The organism is Aeromonas sp. Y311-2 (assembly GCF_027706025.1).
In the GTDB taxonomy this organism is placed as follows: domain Bacteria; phylum Pseudomonadota; class Gammaproteobacteria; order Enterobacterales; family Aeromonadaceae; genus Aeromonas; species Aeromonas veronii.
In genome coordinates this window covers 121,580-138,539 of sequence record NZ_JAPDCL010000001.1, presented here as the reverse complement: position 1 = coordinate 138,539, position 16,960 = coordinate 121,580, and the positions used below count along the sequence as shown (strand labels likewise).

The 16,960-nt window shown below is 59.0% G+C and carries 13 protein-coding genes and 1 tRNA gene; 10 read left to right on the top strand and 4 right to left on the bottom strand.

Features of this window, described 5'->3' with window-relative positions; all coding sequences use genetic code 11:
* Positions 1–33 precede the first annotated feature (33 nt).
* Positions 34–1,230, top strand: coding sequence for an ROK family transcriptional regulator (locus OKC42_RS00655; RefSeq protein WP_270818903.1), 1,197 nt, complete (start codon positions 34–36; stop codon positions 1,228–1,230).
* 39 nt (positions 1,231–1,269) lie between these two features.
* Here the strand turns inward: OKC42_RS00655 and OKC42_RS00650 are convergent.
* Together OKC42_RS00650 and OKC42_RS00645 are read right to left on the bottom strand one after the other, a co-directional pair.
* Positions 1,270–1,345: transfer RNA gene (locus OKC42_RS00650), tRNA-Thr, on the bottom strand.
* A gap of 89 nt (positions 1,346–1,434) precedes the next feature.
* The gene (locus tag OKC42_RS00645; RefSeq protein WP_110302651.1) at positions 1,435–2,175 is read right to left on the bottom strand and encodes a phosphatase; all 741 of its coding nucleotides are present in this window, start codon (positions 2,173–2,175) and stop codon (positions 1,435–1,437) included.
* Between the two features lie 468 nt (positions 2,176–2,643).
* On the opposite strand from OKC42_RS00645, the gene OKC42_RS00640 reads away from it, so the two are divergent.
* The 5 genes from OKC42_RS00640 (at position 2,644) to ruvC (ending at position 10,617) form a co-directional block, all read left to right on the top strand.
* Positions 2,644–3,297, top strand: a complete 654-nt coding sequence (locus OKC42_RS00640) for a TetR/AcrR family transcriptional regulator (protein ID WP_216961613.1) — start codon at positions 2,644–2,646, stop codon at positions 3,295–3,297.
* A 48-nt stretch (positions 3,298–3,345) separates the two neighbouring features.
* Positions 3,346–5,685, top strand: a complete 2,340-nt coding sequence (locus OKC42_RS00635) for an acyl-CoA dehydrogenase (protein WP_194496040.1) — start codon at positions 3,346–3,348, stop codon at positions 5,683–5,685.
* Between the two features lie 167 nt (positions 5,686–5,852).
* A complete protein-coding gene (locus OKC42_RS00630; RefSeq protein ID WP_270818898.1) occupies positions 5,853–8,915 on the top strand; it encodes an efflux RND transporter permease subunit in 3,063 nt (1,020 codons plus the stop codon).
* Between the two features lie 15 nt (positions 8,916–8,930).
* On the top strand, positions 8,931–9,980 hold the full coding sequence (locus OKC42_RS00625; protein WP_270818896.1) for an efflux RND transporter periplasmic adaptor subunit: 1,050 nt from the start codon (positions 8,931–8,933) through the stop codon (positions 9,978–9,980).
* A 115-nt stretch (positions 9,981–10,095) separates the two neighbouring features.
* Positions 10,096–10,617, top strand: a complete 522-nt coding sequence (gene ruvC / locus OKC42_RS00620) for a crossover junction endodeoxyribonuclease RuvC (RefSeq protein WP_005334512.1) — start codon at positions 10,096–10,098, stop codon at positions 10,615–10,617.
* 141 nt (positions 10,618–10,758) lie between these two features.
* Here the strand turns inward: ruvC and OKC42_RS00615 are convergent, their stop codons facing one another.
* On the bottom strand, positions 10,759–11,949 hold the full coding sequence (locus OKC42_RS00615; RefSeq protein WP_270818894.1) for a MalY/PatB family protein: 1,191 nt from the start codon (positions 11,947–11,949) through the stop codon (positions 10,759–10,761).
* A gap of 86 nt (positions 11,950–12,035) precedes the next feature.
* A complete protein-coding gene (gene malX, locus OKC42_RS00610) occupies positions 12,036–13,607 on the bottom strand; it encodes a maltose/glucose-specific PTS transporter subunit IIBC (RefSeq protein ID WP_270818892.1) in 1,572 nt (523 codons plus the stop codon).
* A 290-nt stretch (positions 13,608–13,897) separates the two neighbouring features.
* Between malX and OKC42_RS00605 the strand changes: the two genes are divergently transcribed.
* The 4 genes from OKC42_RS00605 (at position 13,898) to OKC42_RS00590 (ending at position 16,931) form a co-directional block, all read left to right on the top strand.
* Positions 13,898–14,935, top strand: coding sequence for a Mal regulon transcriptional regulator MalI (locus tag OKC42_RS00605; protein WP_005344074.1), 1,038 nt, complete (start codon positions 13,898–13,900; stop codon positions 14,933–14,935).
* 288 nt (positions 14,936–15,223) lie between these two features.
* Entirely contained in the window at positions 15,224–15,487 is a 264-nt protein-coding gene (locus OKC42_RS00600) for a hypothetical protein (protein WP_270818890.1), read from the top strand.
* A 365-nt stretch (positions 15,488–15,852) separates the two neighbouring features.
* Positions 15,853–16,125 (top strand): hypothetical protein, encoded by a 273-nt coding sequence (locus tag OKC42_RS00595; protein ID WP_139407914.1) that lies wholly within the window; start codon positions 15,853–15,855, stop codon positions 16,123–16,125.
* A gap of 83 nt (positions 16,126–16,208) precedes the next feature.
* A complete protein-coding gene (locus OKC42_RS00590) occupies positions 16,209–16,931 on the top strand; it encodes an NYN domain-containing protein (protein ID WP_139407916.1) in 723 nt (240 codons plus the stop codon).
* The last annotated feature ends 29 nt before the right edge of the window (positions 16,932–16,960 follow it).

Sequence of the window (16,960 nt, the reverse complement as noted above, 5' to 3'; positions counted from 1 at the left end):
CACGCAATACAGTAAGCGGAGTTTAGTGAAGCGATGAGCATAGGGTTGAACAACCAGAAGGTCCGCCACCACAACAAGCAGGTGCTGCTTGCCCTGCTCTATCAGTTAAAAGAGGCGAGCAAGTCCACCCTGGCGCGCCACTGCGAGCTCTCCATTCCGGCGGTCAGCAAGATCCTTGACGAGTTGGTGGCCGATGGCGCCATCAGCCACAGCGATCAGAACCTCTCCCAGCGCGGCATCAATGGCGGCAGCTACCGCATTGCCAGCGGCCAGGGGGCCATTCTTTGCCTCAATATCAGCCCCACCCATCTGGAGAGCATCCTGGTGGATAACCTGATCACCCCGCTGGATGAGTTCAGCGACCAGAAGATTGCCCCACAAACCCCCGATGAGCTGCTGCACCTGATTGAAGCGCACTACTACCAGCACAAGCGCCGCCACAAGGGACTGGCGATCCGGCTGGCCTTGGCGGTACACGGTCAGGTCAACCCGGCGACCGGGGTATCACAAACCATGCCGCAAGCACCCTGGCACGCACCGGTCGAGCTCAAGTACCTGCTGGAGGAGCGGCTGGGTTGCGAGGTGATGGTGGATAACGACTGCATCATGCTGGCGCTGGCCCAGAAGTGGCAGGACCGGGAAGGGAACGGGGATTTTTGCGTCATCAACGTCGATTACGGCATCGGCTCGGCCTTTATCATCAACGACCAGATCTACCGGGGCGCCCTGTTTGGCAGCGGCCAGATAGGGCACACCATCATCAATCCGGACGGCAGCGCCTGTGCATGCGGCCGCTATGGCTGCCTGGAGACAGTCGCCTCGCTGTTTGCCATCAAGAAACGGGCCCGGGTCTTTCTCAAACAACAAGCCAGTGCCGACAACCCGGCGCAGACTGGTGTAGAGCTGGAGACCGCCCAACTGCTTGCGCTCTACCATCAGGGGGATGCAATGATCCGCGCCCTGGTGGACGAAGGGGCCCGCGCCATTGGCCTGAGCCTCTACAACTTCCTCAATATCCTCAACATCAACCGCATCTGGCTTTATGGCCGCAGCTGCCACTTTGGTGAAACCTGGCTGCAAACGATCGTCAGTCAGACCGGCGCCAACCCGTTCGACTGCAGCGATGCGGTCAACGCCACCCATATCCGTTTCGGCAAGCTCAGCCGCGCCCAGCAGGTGATGGGGATTGGCTATCTCTATGTGGAGCGAGCCATGGCAAAAGCCATTTAAAAAGGGCAGGTTTCACAAATGAAACCTGCCCTCACGATCTGGTGCCGATAAGGGGAATCGAACTCCTGACCTTCGCATTACGAATGCGCTGCTCTACCAACTGAGCTATACCGGCTTGTTGCTCTCCACATTCATAAAAAATGACCGGCAAGTCAATTGAGCCAGCTCGATTTTATGAGTTGGCTCATGGTGTTAGAGCCCGATTTACAGATCGACAAACTCGGGGATATGGGCCCGGCCGCGGCTTTCGAGAAATTCGAGCAGGGCGCGGGGGGAGCGCACCAGGATCCGCTCTTGCGGGAAGCCCGCTTCGGTCACCAGACGGTGGCAGTGGTCAAAATCGCCAAGAGTAAATGCCACGTGGGAATCGGAGCCGAAGGTGAGATAGGCCCCCAGATCTCGCGCAGCTTCGACTATGGCACGGCAGTTGCCTTCGCTCCCCGGGCGGGAATGAATGAAGGAGGAGTTGTTGATCTCCAGCGCCACCCGATAGTCGGCCGCCGCCTTGACCACCGCCTGAATGTCGATGGGAAATGCGGGGTTGCCCGGGTGGCTGATCATGTCGACCCGACCGCTCTTGATGGCGTTGATCATCGCCTGGGTGTGGGTAGCCTGATCGCAGGGAGGGAATACCTGCTCATGAAAACCCGCCATGATCATGTCGAGGCGCGACTCGTAACGCTCGGGAAAATCGATCTCCCCCTCCAGGTTTTTGATGTTGGCCTCGATACCCCGCAGGATCCCTACCCCGTCCACCACTCTTGGCAATATCGGCAAGTTGGCAAAATGCCAGACATGAGGGGCATCGGCCATCTCGGGGCCATGATCCGTGGTGGCGAACAGCTTGATCCCCTTGGCCCTGGCTATCGGCAGATAGTCGTGGATGGTGCTGTAGGCATGGGTGCTGGCAATAGTGTGAGTATGGGTATCGACCGGGTACTTCATCTTATCTCCCCTCATATTTTGAAAGGGCAGCATAGCAAAGAGCGGCAGCGTGGGCCACGCCAGTGCTTGCCACACTTTGTCACAAAATACCGCGAAGCTGACATAGTCTGAGGGGCTCTGGCTGGCATACTGCCCCCGTCGATAAATGCCTGAACTCGCATCGACAGTTTGCCGTCAGGATGACGCGAACTCACTTTCCCCACCGTCGCGCCCTGCGGCGGTTTTTTTTGCCTGCAAGCCGCAAACCGGTAACAAACGTGCAAAAAAAGGCCCAACTAGCATGGTGCAGGTTGGGCGAGACTTAATGTTTAATTGCAGTGGCATAGATATAGAGTCCTGCTTTTTGACTAAGTTCCGCCCACTTTGCTTTTTTCATCGAAAAACATTCCGCCAACACTCATTCACATTCTCTTGACACTTCACGTTATGAAACGTACTTTTTAAACATTCGTTTAAGTGAGGTGTCCAGTGAGTAAAATCGATACCAAAAACCGTATTCTCGACGCCGCTGAAGTGCTGTTTGCCGAGCGGGGATTCTCCGATACCTCTTTGCGTCTGATCACCAGTGAGGCCGACGTCAATCTGGCGTCGGTGAACTATCACTTCGGCTCCAAGAAGGAGCTGATCCAGGCGGTGCTCGACCGCTATCTGAGCCTGTTTATGCCCGATCTCGATGCCCGCCTGCGGGTACTGATGGAGCAGGAGCAGCTGACCCTGCTGCAACTGTTTGAAAGCTTTGTAGAGCCGCTGATGAAGCTATCGGTGGTGCGGGCCAACGGCCCGGCCATCTTTATGCAGCTGCTGGGGCGCGGCTATATCGACAGCCAGGGCCACCTGCGCCGCTTTATCACCGCTCACTATGGCCCCATTTTGCAGCGGATCACCCAGGCCATCTCCAAGGCCAATCCGGCCCTGTCGCCCGCGGATCTCTTCTGGCGCCTGCACTTCACTCTGGGCACCGTCGTATTCACCATGGCCTCTGCCGATGCCCTGCGCGACATCGCCCTGGCCGACTTTGGCCAGCAGCTCGATGTGGAAGGGCTGGTGCGCAACGTTATTCCTTATCTGGCGTCCGGAGTCGGGGCGCCCGTGGAGTCGACCAGGCTCTCCCTGGCCGTGTAACAACCAACAATAAATCAACGGAAACAGTGAAATAGAAGGAACTTCGGTATGATCACATTGCTTGTCCTGCTGGTGCTGGCGATAGCCGTTGTGCTCGGCGTACCCTCCATCCGTAAAAAGGTGGTAACCCGTCCGGTGTTCGGCATCTTCAAAAAAATATTGCCGCCCTTGTCAGCTACCGAGCGGGAGGCCATGGAAGCCGGCTCCGTCTGGTGGGATGGCGAGTTGTTTCGCGGCAACCCCGACTGGAAAAAACTGCATGGCTACGGCAAGGCCGAGCTGACCGCAGAGGAGCAGGCCTTTATCGACAATCAGGTCGAAACCCTGCTCGCCATGGTCGATGACTTCAAGATCGTCAACGAAACCAAAGATCTGCCGGAACCGGTGTGGGACTATCTGAAGAAGGAAGGCTTCTTCTCCCTGATCATCCCGAAATCCTATGGCGGCCGCGAATTCTCGGCGATTGCCAACTCCACCATCGTCACCCGCATCGCCACCAAGAGCTTGAGCGTGGCGGTCACCGTCATGGTGCCGAACTCCCTCGGCCCGGGCGAGCTGCTGATGCACTATGGCACCCAGGCCCAGAAAGATTTCTGGCTGCCGGGGCTGGCCAGTGGCAAAGAGGTGCCCTGCTTCGCCCTGACCGGTCCGGAAGCGGGCTCCGATGCCGGCGCCATTCCTGACAAGGGGATCGTCTGCAAAGGGATGCACAAGGGTGAAGAGGTGCTGGGTATTCGCCTCAACTGGAACAAGCGCTACATCACCCTGGCGCCCCGCGCCACCGTGCTGGGACTGGCGTTCAAACTCTATGACCCGGAAAAGCTGCTGGGTGACAAGGAAGAGCTGGGCATCACCTGCGCGCTCATCCCAACCAGCCACCCCGGCGTGCGTGTTGGCGATCGCCACTACCCCATGGGCCTGGCGTTCATGAACGGCCCGACCTTCGGCAAGGATGTGTTCATTCCGCTCGACTGGATCATCGGCGGCCCGGATTACGCCGGTCGCGGCTGGCGCATGCTGGTGGAGTGCCTCTCCGCCGGTCGCGGCATCTCGCTGCCTGCCCTTGGCACCGCTTGCGGTCACATGGCGAGCCGCACCGTGGGTGCCTACTCCTATGTGCGCAAGCAGTTCGGCATGTCCATTGGCAAGTTTGAAGGTGTGCAAGAGGCACTGGCCCGCATCGGCGGCCTCACCTATCAGCTGGAAGGGGCTCGTCGCATGACCGCCGGTTCCCTGGACTTGGGTCAGGCACCGGCCATCGTCACCGCGATTTCCAAGTACCACATGACCGAGATGGCGCGCCAGATCATGGATGACTCCATGGACATCCACGCCGGTCGCGCCATCCAGCTCGGTCCGAAAAACTACACCGGCTACGCCTACATGGGGATTCCGGTCGCCATCACGGTGGAAGGGGCCAACATCCTGACCCGCAACCTGATGATCTTCGGGCAAGGGGCCACTCGCTGCCACCCGTATGTGTTTGCCGAGCTGGAAGCGGCAGCCGATACCGACGTGGAGCGCGGTCTCGAGAAGTTTGACGCCCTGCTGATGAAGCACATCGCCTTTGGCGCCGGCAACTTCTTCGGTTCCCTGTTCCAAGGGCTGACCCTGGGTCAGTTCAACAGCGCGCCGGTAGCCGGTGAAACCGCCCGCTACTACAAGCAGCTCTCCCGCATGAGTAAAGGGCTGGCCCTGTGCGCCGACGTCTCCATGCTGATGCTGGGTGGCGATCTCAAGCGCAAGGAGATGATCTCCGCCCGCCTGGGTGACGTGCTGAGCCATCTCTATCTGGCCTCCGCCACCCTCAAACACTACGAGGATCAGGGCCGCATGGTTTCCGATCTGCCGTTCGTGCAGTACGCGGTGGAGCGCAACCTCTACCTGATTGGCAAGGCGTTCGAGGGCTTCTTCCAGAACTTCCCGAACAAGGTGGTGGGTGCCGTACTCAAGCGCGTGGTGTTCCCGTTCGGCGTCGGTTACAAGATGCCGGCCGACGATCGCTGCCACGCCATCTGTCTGGCCATGATGAAACCGGGCGAGTTCCGCGACCGTCTGACCGCCCTCTGCTATGTGGGCAAGGACGAGGCGGATCCGGTCGGCCTGATGGAGCGTGCCTTCCAGGCCATGGTCGCCGTGCAGCCCTACGAGAAGAAACTGGTTCAGGCCCAGAAAGAGGGCAAACTGCCCCGCAAACTGGCGCTGCCGGAGCTGGTTGCCGCCGCGCTGGCCGGTTCCATCCTGAGCAAGGACGAAGCGGACAAGCTGCTGGCCGCCGATGCCCTGCGCTACGAAGCGATTCAGGTAGACAACTTCGCCCCGGGCGAGCTGGAAGGCTTCTCCCAGCAAGCAAACAAGCAGCCAAACAAGGTCGAGCACGCCGCCTGATCCCTTGGCAAACCAGTACCAAACCGGCCCTCGTGGCCGGTTTTTTTGTTTGTTAACCATGCATTTACAAGCCGGGAGAATTCCAGTTAAATGCTTGAGTCCCTGTTGCAGGGGCTTTGGAAGCAAGGCCAGCGGAATGGCCGATAACAACAACTCAGGAAGAGTGAATGAACCTCGCCAAAACAGCGATCGAACGCCCCATCTGGGTGGCGGTCTCGATCGTGCTGATTTTCCTGCTGGGCCTGCTCAGCATCCGGGGACTGCCGATCCAGCTGTTCCCCGACATCGACCGTCCACACCTCAACATCTCGGTGAGCTGGCGTTCAGCCTCGCCGCAAGAAATGGAGTCGGAGATCACCGACCCCATCGAGCAGGAGATGCAGGGGGTGCAAGGGCTCAAGAGCCTTGTCAGCAACAGCTATCCCGGCTTTACCGAAATCGACATGGAGTTTGCCCTCGGCACCGACATGCAGCGGGCCCAACTCGACGTGATTTCGCGACTGAACCGGGTCTCGGGATTGCCGGACAAGATTGGCGGTCCCTACGTCAACAACTACAGCAGCAACGATACCCTCACCTTCTTCTTCATCCAGCAGTTGCCCGGTGCCCAAGGGGTGATCGATGATCATCAGGCGTTGATCGAGGCGCGGGTCAAACCCGAGCTGGAGCGCATCGAAGGGGTCTCGACAGTCGCAGTCGAGGGGATCAACGAGCGCCAGATCCAGATCCGCTTCGACCCCTATCGCGCCGCCGAGCTGGGGGTGGAGATCCCGGTGTTGGCCAGCCGGGCCACCACCGGCTGGGACGTGTCGGCCGGTACCCTCGACATCGGGCGCTGGGAGTACAAGCTGCGCTTCGCCGGTCGCTATGATGTCGAGACGCTGGGGGACAAGGTGGTGGACTGGCGCGATGGCCTGCCCATCTATCTGCGAGATGTAGCAGAAGTAAGGGTGGCCAGGGAAGAGAACCCGGTGCTGCGGATCCAGAACGGCAATACCGCCATCGCCGCCCAGATCTTCAAGGAGAACGGCGCCAATGCCCTGGCATCCCTTGAGGCGATCAAGGCTCGGGTGAACGAGCTCAACCGCGAGGTGCTGGAGCCGGTCGGGCTGCACATGGAGCAGTCGTTCGATGCCTCCCTCTACATCAATCGCGCCGTCAGCATGGTCACTGCCAACCTGGGGCTCGGGGTGCTGCTCTCTTGCGCCATCCTCTGGCTCTTCCTGCGCCAGCTCAAGGCGACCCTGATGATTGCCCTCGCCATCCCCATCAGCATCATGCTCACCTTCTGCCTGCTCAAGGTGATGGATCGCACCCTCAACATCATCTCGCTGGCGGGCATCGCCTTTGCCGTCGGCATGGTGCTCGATGCCGCCATCGTGGTGCTGGAGAGCATCTACCGGCGCCACGAGCGGGGAGATTTGAGCAAGGCGGAGGCGGCGCTCGAAGGTACCCGTCAGGTGTGGACGGCGCTGGTCGCCTCCACCCTCACCACGGTCGCCATCTTCCTGCCGGTGCTGCTGCTCAACGATGTGGAGGGTCAGCTGTTTGCCGATCTGGCGCTCACCATCGCCTGCGCCGTGACGGTCTCCATGCTGGTCGCCGTCATCGTGCTGCCTGCGGTGGCGGCGCGCTGGATGGGACATGAAACGCTGACCGACCCCTATGAGTCGCTGTGGCAGCGCACCACCCGTCATGTGATCCGCTGGACCTCGACCTCACGCCAGCGCTGGACGGTCATCACCCTGATGATGAGCCTGCCGGCCCTGGCCACCTGGGCGCTGCTGCCCAAGATGGACTATCTGCCGGACGTGAAACGGGACGCGGTGGATGTCTGGATGAACTTCACCCCCGGGGTCAACCTCAAGGCCCAGCGCGAAGAGGTGATCGATACCCTGATCGCCCGCCTCGCCCCCTACATGAAGGGGGAGAAAGAGCCTGCCCTCAAGAACTACTACATCTTGCGCTACCCGGGGGGCGCCCAGATTGGCGTGCGACCCAAGGACGAGACCCACATCAAGGAGCTGGAGAGCCTGTTGATGAAACAGCTGCTGGTGGGTATTCCCGACACCCGGGTGTTCGGCGGTCAGGGGTCGCTGTTTGGCGGCTTTGACAGCGAGAACGGCGTCTCCCTGCTGCTGCAGGGGGGCAACCTGCCCGAGCTCTATCAGGCGGCCCGTGCCAGCATGGGGATCCTCAGCAAGGATCTGCCGGGAGCACAGATCCGGCCCGAGCCGAGTCTCGACTTCACCGCCCCCGAGCTCAAACTGGTGCCGCAAGATCGGCGTCTCGCCGAAGTGGGTTGGGATCGCACGCCCCTGCCCGCCATCATCCAGACCTTTGGCGACGGCTTGCGGGTTGGCGAGTATTTTGACGGCGAGGATCGGCTCGACATCATGCTGATGGGGCAGAGCTCCGCCAATCCGGACGAACTGAAGGCAGTGCCGCTGGCCACCCCCTCCGGGCGCATCGTTCCCCTTGGCGAGCTGCTGCGGGTAGAGCACGACATGGGCCCTGCCAGTATCTTCCGGGCCGATGGGCGGCGCAGCATCAGCCTGCAGATAGCGCCCCCAGCGGGCATGACCATGGAGCAGGTGCTCGACACCCTGAAAAACCGCAGTTTTGCCGCCATCCGCCCCCTGCTGCCCGCTGGTGGCGAGCTGCGCATTGCCGGCAATGCCGACAGCCTGCAACAGGCGCTCGACAATCTGGGGACCATCTTCCTGTTTGCCGTGGTGATCCTGCTGGTGCTGCTGTGGGGGGTGTTTGCCTCCCTCAAGGATGCCCTGCTGGTGTTGCTCACCCTGCCCCTTGCCTCGGTTGGCGGCGTACTGGCGCTGCAGCTGAGCGGGTTGCTGGTGCCGCTGCCGATGGATCTGCTCACTATCATCGGCTTTGTCATCCTGCTGGGACTGGTGGTCAACAACGCCATCCTGCTGGTGCATCAGACCCGCACCGCCGAGCGGGACGGCATGAGCCGTCAGCTGGCGGTGGCCGATGCCCTGCAAAGCCGGATGCGTCCCATCGCCATGACCAGTCTCACCAGCATCTTCGGCATGCTGCCGCTGATGCTGAGCCCGAGCGAGGGGAGCGAAATTTACCGCGGACTCGCCACCGTCATTGTCGGCGGCATGAGTTGCAGCACTCTGTTTACCCTGATCCTGTTGCCTGCCTTCCTGCGTCTCGGGGAGCAGGTGGCGATCCCACAACCCCTGCGCCAGCGGGCCTGAGCAAGGAGCTCATCAATGACACATATGATTACCCGAATGTTGGCTAGCGCTGTGCTGATTGCAGGCAGTGCACTACCGGTATTGGCCGATCAGGGCAAGATGGTGACCCTGGCGGATGTGACCCAAGGGGATGCGGCCGCCAATATCTGGGTCAGCGGCACGGTGGCGAGTCGCCAGCAAGCGGCGCTCAGCGCCGAAGTGAGCGGCCGGGTGGAGTGGATCGCCGAATTTGGCAGCCGGGTCAAAAAAGGGGACGAGCTGCTGCGCCTCGACAGCGCAGCACTGCGCCTCTCGCTGGAGCAGGCTCGCGCCGAGCAGGCGAAATGGCTGAGCAACTTGCGCTTCGCCCGCGCCGAATCCCGGCGGATCACCCGGCTACACCAGCAAAAGAGCGCCTCCCAAAGCCAGTACGACAAGGCCAGTTACGATGTGGAGCAGGCCGCTCTGGCCGAGCGGCTGGCCGCCATACAGGTGAACCAGATTGAAGAACAGCTGCGCCGCAGCCACATCTATGCCCCGTTCGACGGGGTGGTGAACAACCACTTCATCCAGCCCGGCGAGCATGTGGACGCGGGCGAGCAGGCGCTGGAGCTGGTCAACCCGGATCAGCCGGATATCCGCCTGCAGGCCCCCATCCTCTGGGCCCAACAGCTGGCGCCGCAAACCCGGCTGCGGGTGGAGGGGGAGCAGCTGAGCGGTCACGGCGTCTATTACCAGCGAGCCGCCAGCGCCGATCCCAAATCACGGCTGATCGAGCTGCGCCTCAAACCGGAAGCGGGCACCTTTATCATCGGCTCGCCGGTACGGGTTGCCCTGCCACTGGGGGATCAGCAGAGCATGCTGCTGCCCCGGGATGCTCTGGTGCTCGGCACCGATGGCAGCGTGGTCTATCAGGTGGCGAGAAGCGGCAAGGCGCTCACGGTGAATCGGGTGCCGGTCACCGTGCTGTTTGGCGACAGCCAGCAGGTGGCGGTGAGCGGCGCCCTCAAGCAGGGGGACCGGGTGGTGGTGCGCGGTGCCGGCAGCCTGCAGGATGGCGACACCATAGAATTGTTCAAGGGGTAGCCACGCCCGACGCAGGCTGTCCAATCTTTGCCCGCTTGACCCGGGACATACAGCCAAACGGGCCACAGTTTGCTATCTTGGCGGCCATCACTCGCGTTTAGAGCCATCAACACCCATGAGCATTATTTTGGGCATCGATCCGGGTTCGCGGATCACCGGATACGGGGTTATCCGGGTCGTGGGCGGCAAGGCCGAATACCTTGGCTCTGGCTGCATCCGCACCGATTGCGGCGAGCTGCCGGAGCGCCTCAAGCAGGTCTATGACGGGGTATGCGAGATCATCACCCAGTTCAAACCCACCGAATTTGCCATCGAGCGGGTCTTTATGGCCCGCAACGCCGACTCGGCCCTGAAACTGGGGCAGGCCCGTGGCAGCGCCATCGTCGCCGCGGTCAACGCCTATCTGCCGGTGAGCGAATACTCTGCCACCCAGATCAAGCAGGCAGTGGTGGGCACTGGCGGCGCCGCCAAGGAGCAGGTGCAGCATATGGTGACCCATCTGCTGAAACTTTCCGCCACCCCGCAGGCGGATGCAGCAGATGCCCTTGGCGTCGCGCTCTGCCACCTGCACACCCGCCAGAGCCTGATCAAGATGGCCGGCCGCGCCAGCAGCTCGGTACGTGGCCGCTATCGCTGAGCCCTTATGTCGTCCACGACTCATCTCGGTATCACCAAATAAAAACCGCCCCGGATATCCGGGGCGGTTTTTTATATTTCCCCACATAACGGGGCCATCACTGATGGCCCCGTTATGTTTCTCATGTTGAATGGATTTGCCTTACACCACCTCCCCCAGTGCGCCGATCAGAGCGTCGAGTCCTTGATCGACCTTCGAGCGTGGGCAGCCGACGTTGAGGCGGATATAGCCTGAGCCTTCCGGGCCGTAGGTGTCGCCGCGCATGATGGCGACCCGGTATTTCTCCACCAGCAAGGTTTGCAGCGCATCCATCCGTTTAGTGGAGTCGATCCCAAGGCCGCTCAGATCAATCCAGGCGAGATAGGTTCCCTCAGGCACCCGATAGTCGATGGCGGGGAAAGCCGCGTTGAGCCGCGCCGCCACATGGGCGAGATTGCCGTGCAGGTAGGATTTGAGCGCATCGAGCCAGGCAGCGCCGTCCCGATAGGCGCTGATATGAGCCAGCACCCCGAGAATGGGCGGCGATGAGAGACCGTGGGCCGCCTTGAGCCGCTGCAGATAGGCGGCCCGCGCTTCTGCGTTGGCGATAAAGGCGTAGGCGCCGCCAAGGGCGGGAATATTGAAGGATTTGGAGCCCGAGCTCACCAGCGCCCAGTGATCGTCCGGCGCTACCTCGCTCCACGGCAGGTAGCGGGCAAAGCTCACATCCATATGGATGTCGTCCGAGATGACCTTGACCCCGTGGCGCTGGCAGATGGCGGCCATCCGGCCCAGTTCATCCCGCGTCCAGACCCGGCCGGTGGGATTGTGGGGGCTGCAGAGCAGCAAAATCCGGCAATCGGGGCGAGCGGCTTGCTGCTCGAAGCAGGCCCAGTCGATCTGGTAACTCCCCTCTGCTTTTTTGAGCGGGCAAGGCAGCAGCACCCTGTCGTTGGCAGCCAACATATTGCCGAAGGCATCGTAGGCTGGGGTATGCACCAGCACCCCTTCCCCCGGCGCCGACCAGAGGCTCACCAGCTGGGCAATCACATAGATGACCGAGGGGCCGTAAACCAGCGTCTCGGGGTCGAGGTTCGCCCCGTAGCGGTGGGCAAACCAGTGGCTCACAGCCCCCTTGAAGTCGTCGTGATTCCAGCGGCTGTAACCAAATACCTCATGCTCAAGGCGGGTTGCCAGCGTCTGGCGAATGCAGGGGGCTGTCTCGAAATCCATGTCGGAGATGGTAAAGGGGAGCAGATCGGCATGGCCAAAACGGTCGGCCACATAGTCCCACTGGGTGCAGTAGGTACCGTGGCGGTCGACCACGCGATCGAAGTCATAAATATCGTGCATGAAGTTTCTCCCTCCATAAACAGGAGACACATTGGGAGAGGCAAACAAGGGGGCTTGCGCCCCCCGTTCGGATCTTATTGGCCGATTCAGGCCTCCATCAGGCTCTGCAGCTGGTTTTTCACCAGATGCACCTGCGGGCCGATCACCACCTGCAGGTTGTGCTCGTCGAGCTTGATCACCCCGATGGCGCCGTTCGCTTTCAGTACCTTGTCATCGACCCGGCTCATGTCCTGCACCGACATCCGCAGGCGGGTGATGCAGTTATCGAGCGCGAGGATGTTATCAGCGCCGCCCAGCGCATTGAGGATGATTTCACCGTTGTAACCGCTGTTGCCTGCCTTCTTGCCTGCGGGCTGGGCAGCCTCGCTGGTCTCGATTTCACGACCGGGGGTTTTCAGGTTGAAGCGCACGATGGCGAAGCGGAACACGCTGTAGTAGATGGCAAACCAGATGGCGGCCGCGACCGGCACCAGATACCACTTGGTGGCGGTGCCTTGCAGCACGCCGAACACCAGAAAATCGATGAGGTTGCCGTCGGTGTTGCCGATGGTGACGCCGAGCAGCCCCATGGTCATAAAGCCCAGACCGGTCAGGATGGCGTGGATGACGTAGAGTACCGGCGCAACGAACAGGAACAGGAACTCCAGCGGCTCGGTGATGCCGCCGATGACGCAGGCCACTACGCCGGAGACCAGCAGCGCCTTGATCTTGCCGCGATTTTCCGGGCGAGCACAGTGATACATGGCGAGCGCCGCACCCGGCAGGCCGCCGAGGAAGGCAGGCATCTTGCCCTGCGAGAGGAAGGAGGTGGCAGAGACCGAGAAGCCGGAAGTATCGGCGCAGGAGAGCTCGGCGTAGAAGATATTGAGGGCGCCACTTACCTCGTGACCACATACCAGCTGGGTGCCGCCCGCTTCGGTAAAGCGGATCAGCGCCACCAGAATGTGGTGCAGACCGAGCGGCAGCAGCAGACGCTCACCGGTACCGAACAGGAAGGGGCCGAAGGGACCGGCGTGGGAGATGAGCGACCCGATGCCGTTGATGCCGGCAGCAAACCAGGGCCAGACGAACGGCACGACCAAGCCGACCACACCCAGCACCAGTGCGGTGATGATGGGCACGAAGCGGGCACCGCCGAAGAAGGCGAGCGCATCGGGCATCTTGTAGGTGTAGAAACGGGCGTGGAGCTTCGCGACGATCACCCCGACGATGATGGCCCCCAGAATCCCGGTGTCGATGGAGCTGATACCGAGGATCGATTTCACCCCGTAGGCCTTCTCCGCCGCCGCGTCACCGATGACGTTGGCTACGGTCAGGTAGAAGTTGATGGAAAGGTTGAGCGCCGCATAGCCGACAAAACCGGCAAAGGCTGCGACCCCCTTCTCTTCTCGCGCCAGCCCGAGCGGAATGGCCACCGCAAACATCACCGGCAGGTAGATAAAAGCCACCAGCCCCACCTTGGTCATCCAGAGGAACAGCAGTTGCAGCACGGTATTGTCGAGGAAGGGCATGCTCTGCTTGACCGCATCGCTGGTGAGCGAGCTGCCGACACCGAGCAGGATGCCCGAGAAGGCCAGCAGGGCGACCGGCAACATAAAGGTCTTGCCGAGGCTCTGCAGGAACTCCCAGATGGTGGATTTGGCTTGAGGCTTGGCCATGAAACGGCTCCTTGTGAATAGACAGCAATATCTGCGGCTGCCCTCCCCCGCTCGAGGCAATCTCGAAGCAATCTCGAAGCAAAAGGCGCGGGTCAGCATCAGGTTTACCAGATGATAAAACGTTTTATCAACTTACAAGTGCCGACAGGATCACAGAATAAGGGGGCTGTCTGGCAGCAGGTTCCAAATTTGTGAGCCGGATCGGCCAGATGGTGATGTAACGTTTCACTTGAGCATCTGAGCAGGTATGCTGGGGCCTCGCTCTCAACTGTCCGTCGTCCATTCGCCCTATGTCGCCCAAATCCCTCTCTGCCAAAGCCACCAAGATCACCGATGTCGCCCAGCGGGCGGGAGTGTCGGTCACCACCGTCTCCATGGTGCTCAACGGCAAGGGGCGCATCTCCCCGGCCACCGCCGAGCGGGTGCAGCAGGCGATAAAAGAGCTCGACTACGTGCCCAACAGCGCCGCCGCCAACCTGCGCAGCCAGCAATCCAATCTGGTGGGGCTGATCCTGCGCGACATCACCGACCCCTTCTATACCGAGGTGACCGCCGGGGTGAGCGAGGTGCTGGAGCAGCAGGGCTATCTGCTGTTTCTGACCCAGTGCGGCCACAGCCCGGAGCGGCTGCAGCAGAGCATCCATTCCCTGTCACGCCAAGGGGTGGCGGGCATAATCTTCAATCCGGTGCGCGGCGCGGCGGCCAAAACCCTGGAGACCCTGCTCGACTCCGAACTGCCGGTGGTGTGCGCCGCCCGCTCCTACTATCGGGATGACGTGGACTTTATCGGCCCCGACAACACCCACGCCGCCAAGCAGGCCACCACTTACCTTATCGAGCAGGGGCACCGCCATATCGCCTACGTCGGCGGGCGGGCGGACTCCCTCACCCGTGCCGAGCGCATCGGCGGCTACTGCGCCAGCCTGCTGCAATATGGCCTGCCCTTCAAACCTGAGTGGGTACTGGAGTGCGAGCGCACCCAGCGCAGCGCCGCCGACACCATCGCCCAGCTGCTGCATCAGCACCCCAAGGTGACCGCCGTGCTCTGCCACTACCCCGAGGTGGCGCTCGGCGCCATCTATGGCGTCGAGGCGAGCGGCCGCACCGTGGGCAAGGACAACTACATCGGCCAGCAGGTGGCCCTGCTCGGCTTTGACGACGTGGCGGAGGCCGAACTCACCTCCCCCGCCCTCACCTTTGTCAGCTCACCGGCCCGCGAAATCGGCCGACAGGCGGCGAGGCGACTGCTGACCCGGATGCAGCAACCCGAACTCGCCCCCAACCGCCATATCATCACCCCCAATCTACAAAAGCGGGAGTCGGCCTGAGCTGGCTGGGCAAGCCCGAACTCACCCCATCCGCCATATCATCACCGCTCACCAGCAAACCGCAGAAGCGGGAGTCGGCCTGAGCTGGCTGGACAAGCCCGAGCTCACCCCACCCGCCATATCATCACCGCTCACCAGCAAACCGCAGAAGCGGGCATCAGCCTGAGCTGGCTGGGCAAGCCTGCAGCAGCGCAAAACGTGAGCCTGCTCACTGCGCCGGCAAGGAGAGATTGAGAGCCAATTGAAGAGGGTTATGATGGGCACCTGCCTCACTTCACGAGCCCATTTATGAGCAACCCGCACGACCAGAACCCACCGAGTGAAATCCATCGCTGTGACAAATGCAGGGAACGAACCCGCCATATCGTGGTGCTGGTCGCCCGCGATCACAGCCAGGACATCATGCCCAAGGATCCGAGCAAAGCCTTCTGGCAAGCCTTTACTTCCAGCAGCATCACCAACTGGGCGTTTGGTGAAACACTGGCCTACCAGACCACCCATGTAAAACATCTTATTTGTGAGCGCTGCGGGGAGAAGTTTCTGGAGTATTGAGTGGCGATAGTACCCGGCAAGAAGTGACGCTCAGCTTGCGGTCACTTTACCAAGCGGTCAGATAACAGCCGATTATTAAGCAATTTATTGATCTTTGGCAGGTTTTTGCCCGACTGCGGTTTTACCCTGCCCCTCTCTCGATTAATATGCTCCACTTGGCAACCACTCTTGCAGAGATAACCCTGTGCAGCCGTTTCGCCATCCACCACATCGCCGGATAACCGCAGCAGGCTGGAGGCTGTAATCCACGGGCGGTAGCGTGGGCTTTGCTTCCAGCAAACAATATGAATTCAAACCTAAATACCAAATAATTATTTAAATAATTAGCAGTGATATAACCTTCATTAAAAGGTGGGGAGCTCATAATGAAAATAGATACCAACAACATTAAAAATGTTGATTTAAAAAACCATCTTCATTTTAAAATCTTCATTGTTGGAACTTCAAATAGAAAAGGTAGTGGGAGAAATAATTGCTCTGGCTATAACATCAACAAACATATATTCAATGGGATGTCTGTTGACGAGTATCAAAATATGATTATTGAAAACTTCTCTAAGAGTGATCCTCAATACTCTTTAACCAAACACTTAAAATATGACATTGAAAAAGGTTTTATTGAGCTTCATGGAATATAAACCTTAGTTCGCAATGAACATTTTACATATTTTAAATAAGTTTAAATTAATTCTTCCTTTTCATTAAAGACAGGGCCGTTTTTGTGAAAAAACAGAACTTTAATATCGCCGTATATATAGACATGGAAAATGTCTCATCTCTCGACTTTATCCTTGAAGATTTAATGAATTCTTTATTAAGTTCAGATGAAGGATTAAATAGTATTTTTGCAATAAAATCAGCATATGGTAACCAGTCTACGTCAAAAAAGACGCTAAAAGAACAAATCATAAACCATAACTTTACGATTTTGGATACACCCAAAATAGGAACAGAAAAAAATAGAGCTGACCTTTTTATCAGCTTAGATGCTTTTGAAACATTATATTTAGGAAACCCACAAATTGATCGCTATTGTTTTCTTACTAGCGATTCTGATTTCACTGTCATTGGTGATAGGCTAAGGAAATTTGGAAAAGAGGTTTGGTTAATTTGCAAGCGTAAGGATAAAGATAGAGCAATTCTTGCTAAATCTTTTGACAACCTAATTTTTCTAGAGGATTTTTCAACTAAAAACACTATTAAGATTGAAAATAAAATTGAGCGATTGTTTGTCGCTGCGATCAAAAACATTAATAGAGATAAATTACCTACAAATGTTTCCATCGCAAATTCTAGTATGAAAACTATAGATCCAAGCTTCGATATTTCTAAAACAGAATATAAAGTATTCATGAATTTAGTCAGAGAAATGAGTAAAAATGGGTACATAAAATATGATTCTCTCCCATCAGGCTTAAATCGTCTCACGGAAATATTAATTTAAGAGAACCAGCTGACCATAACGATAATAGA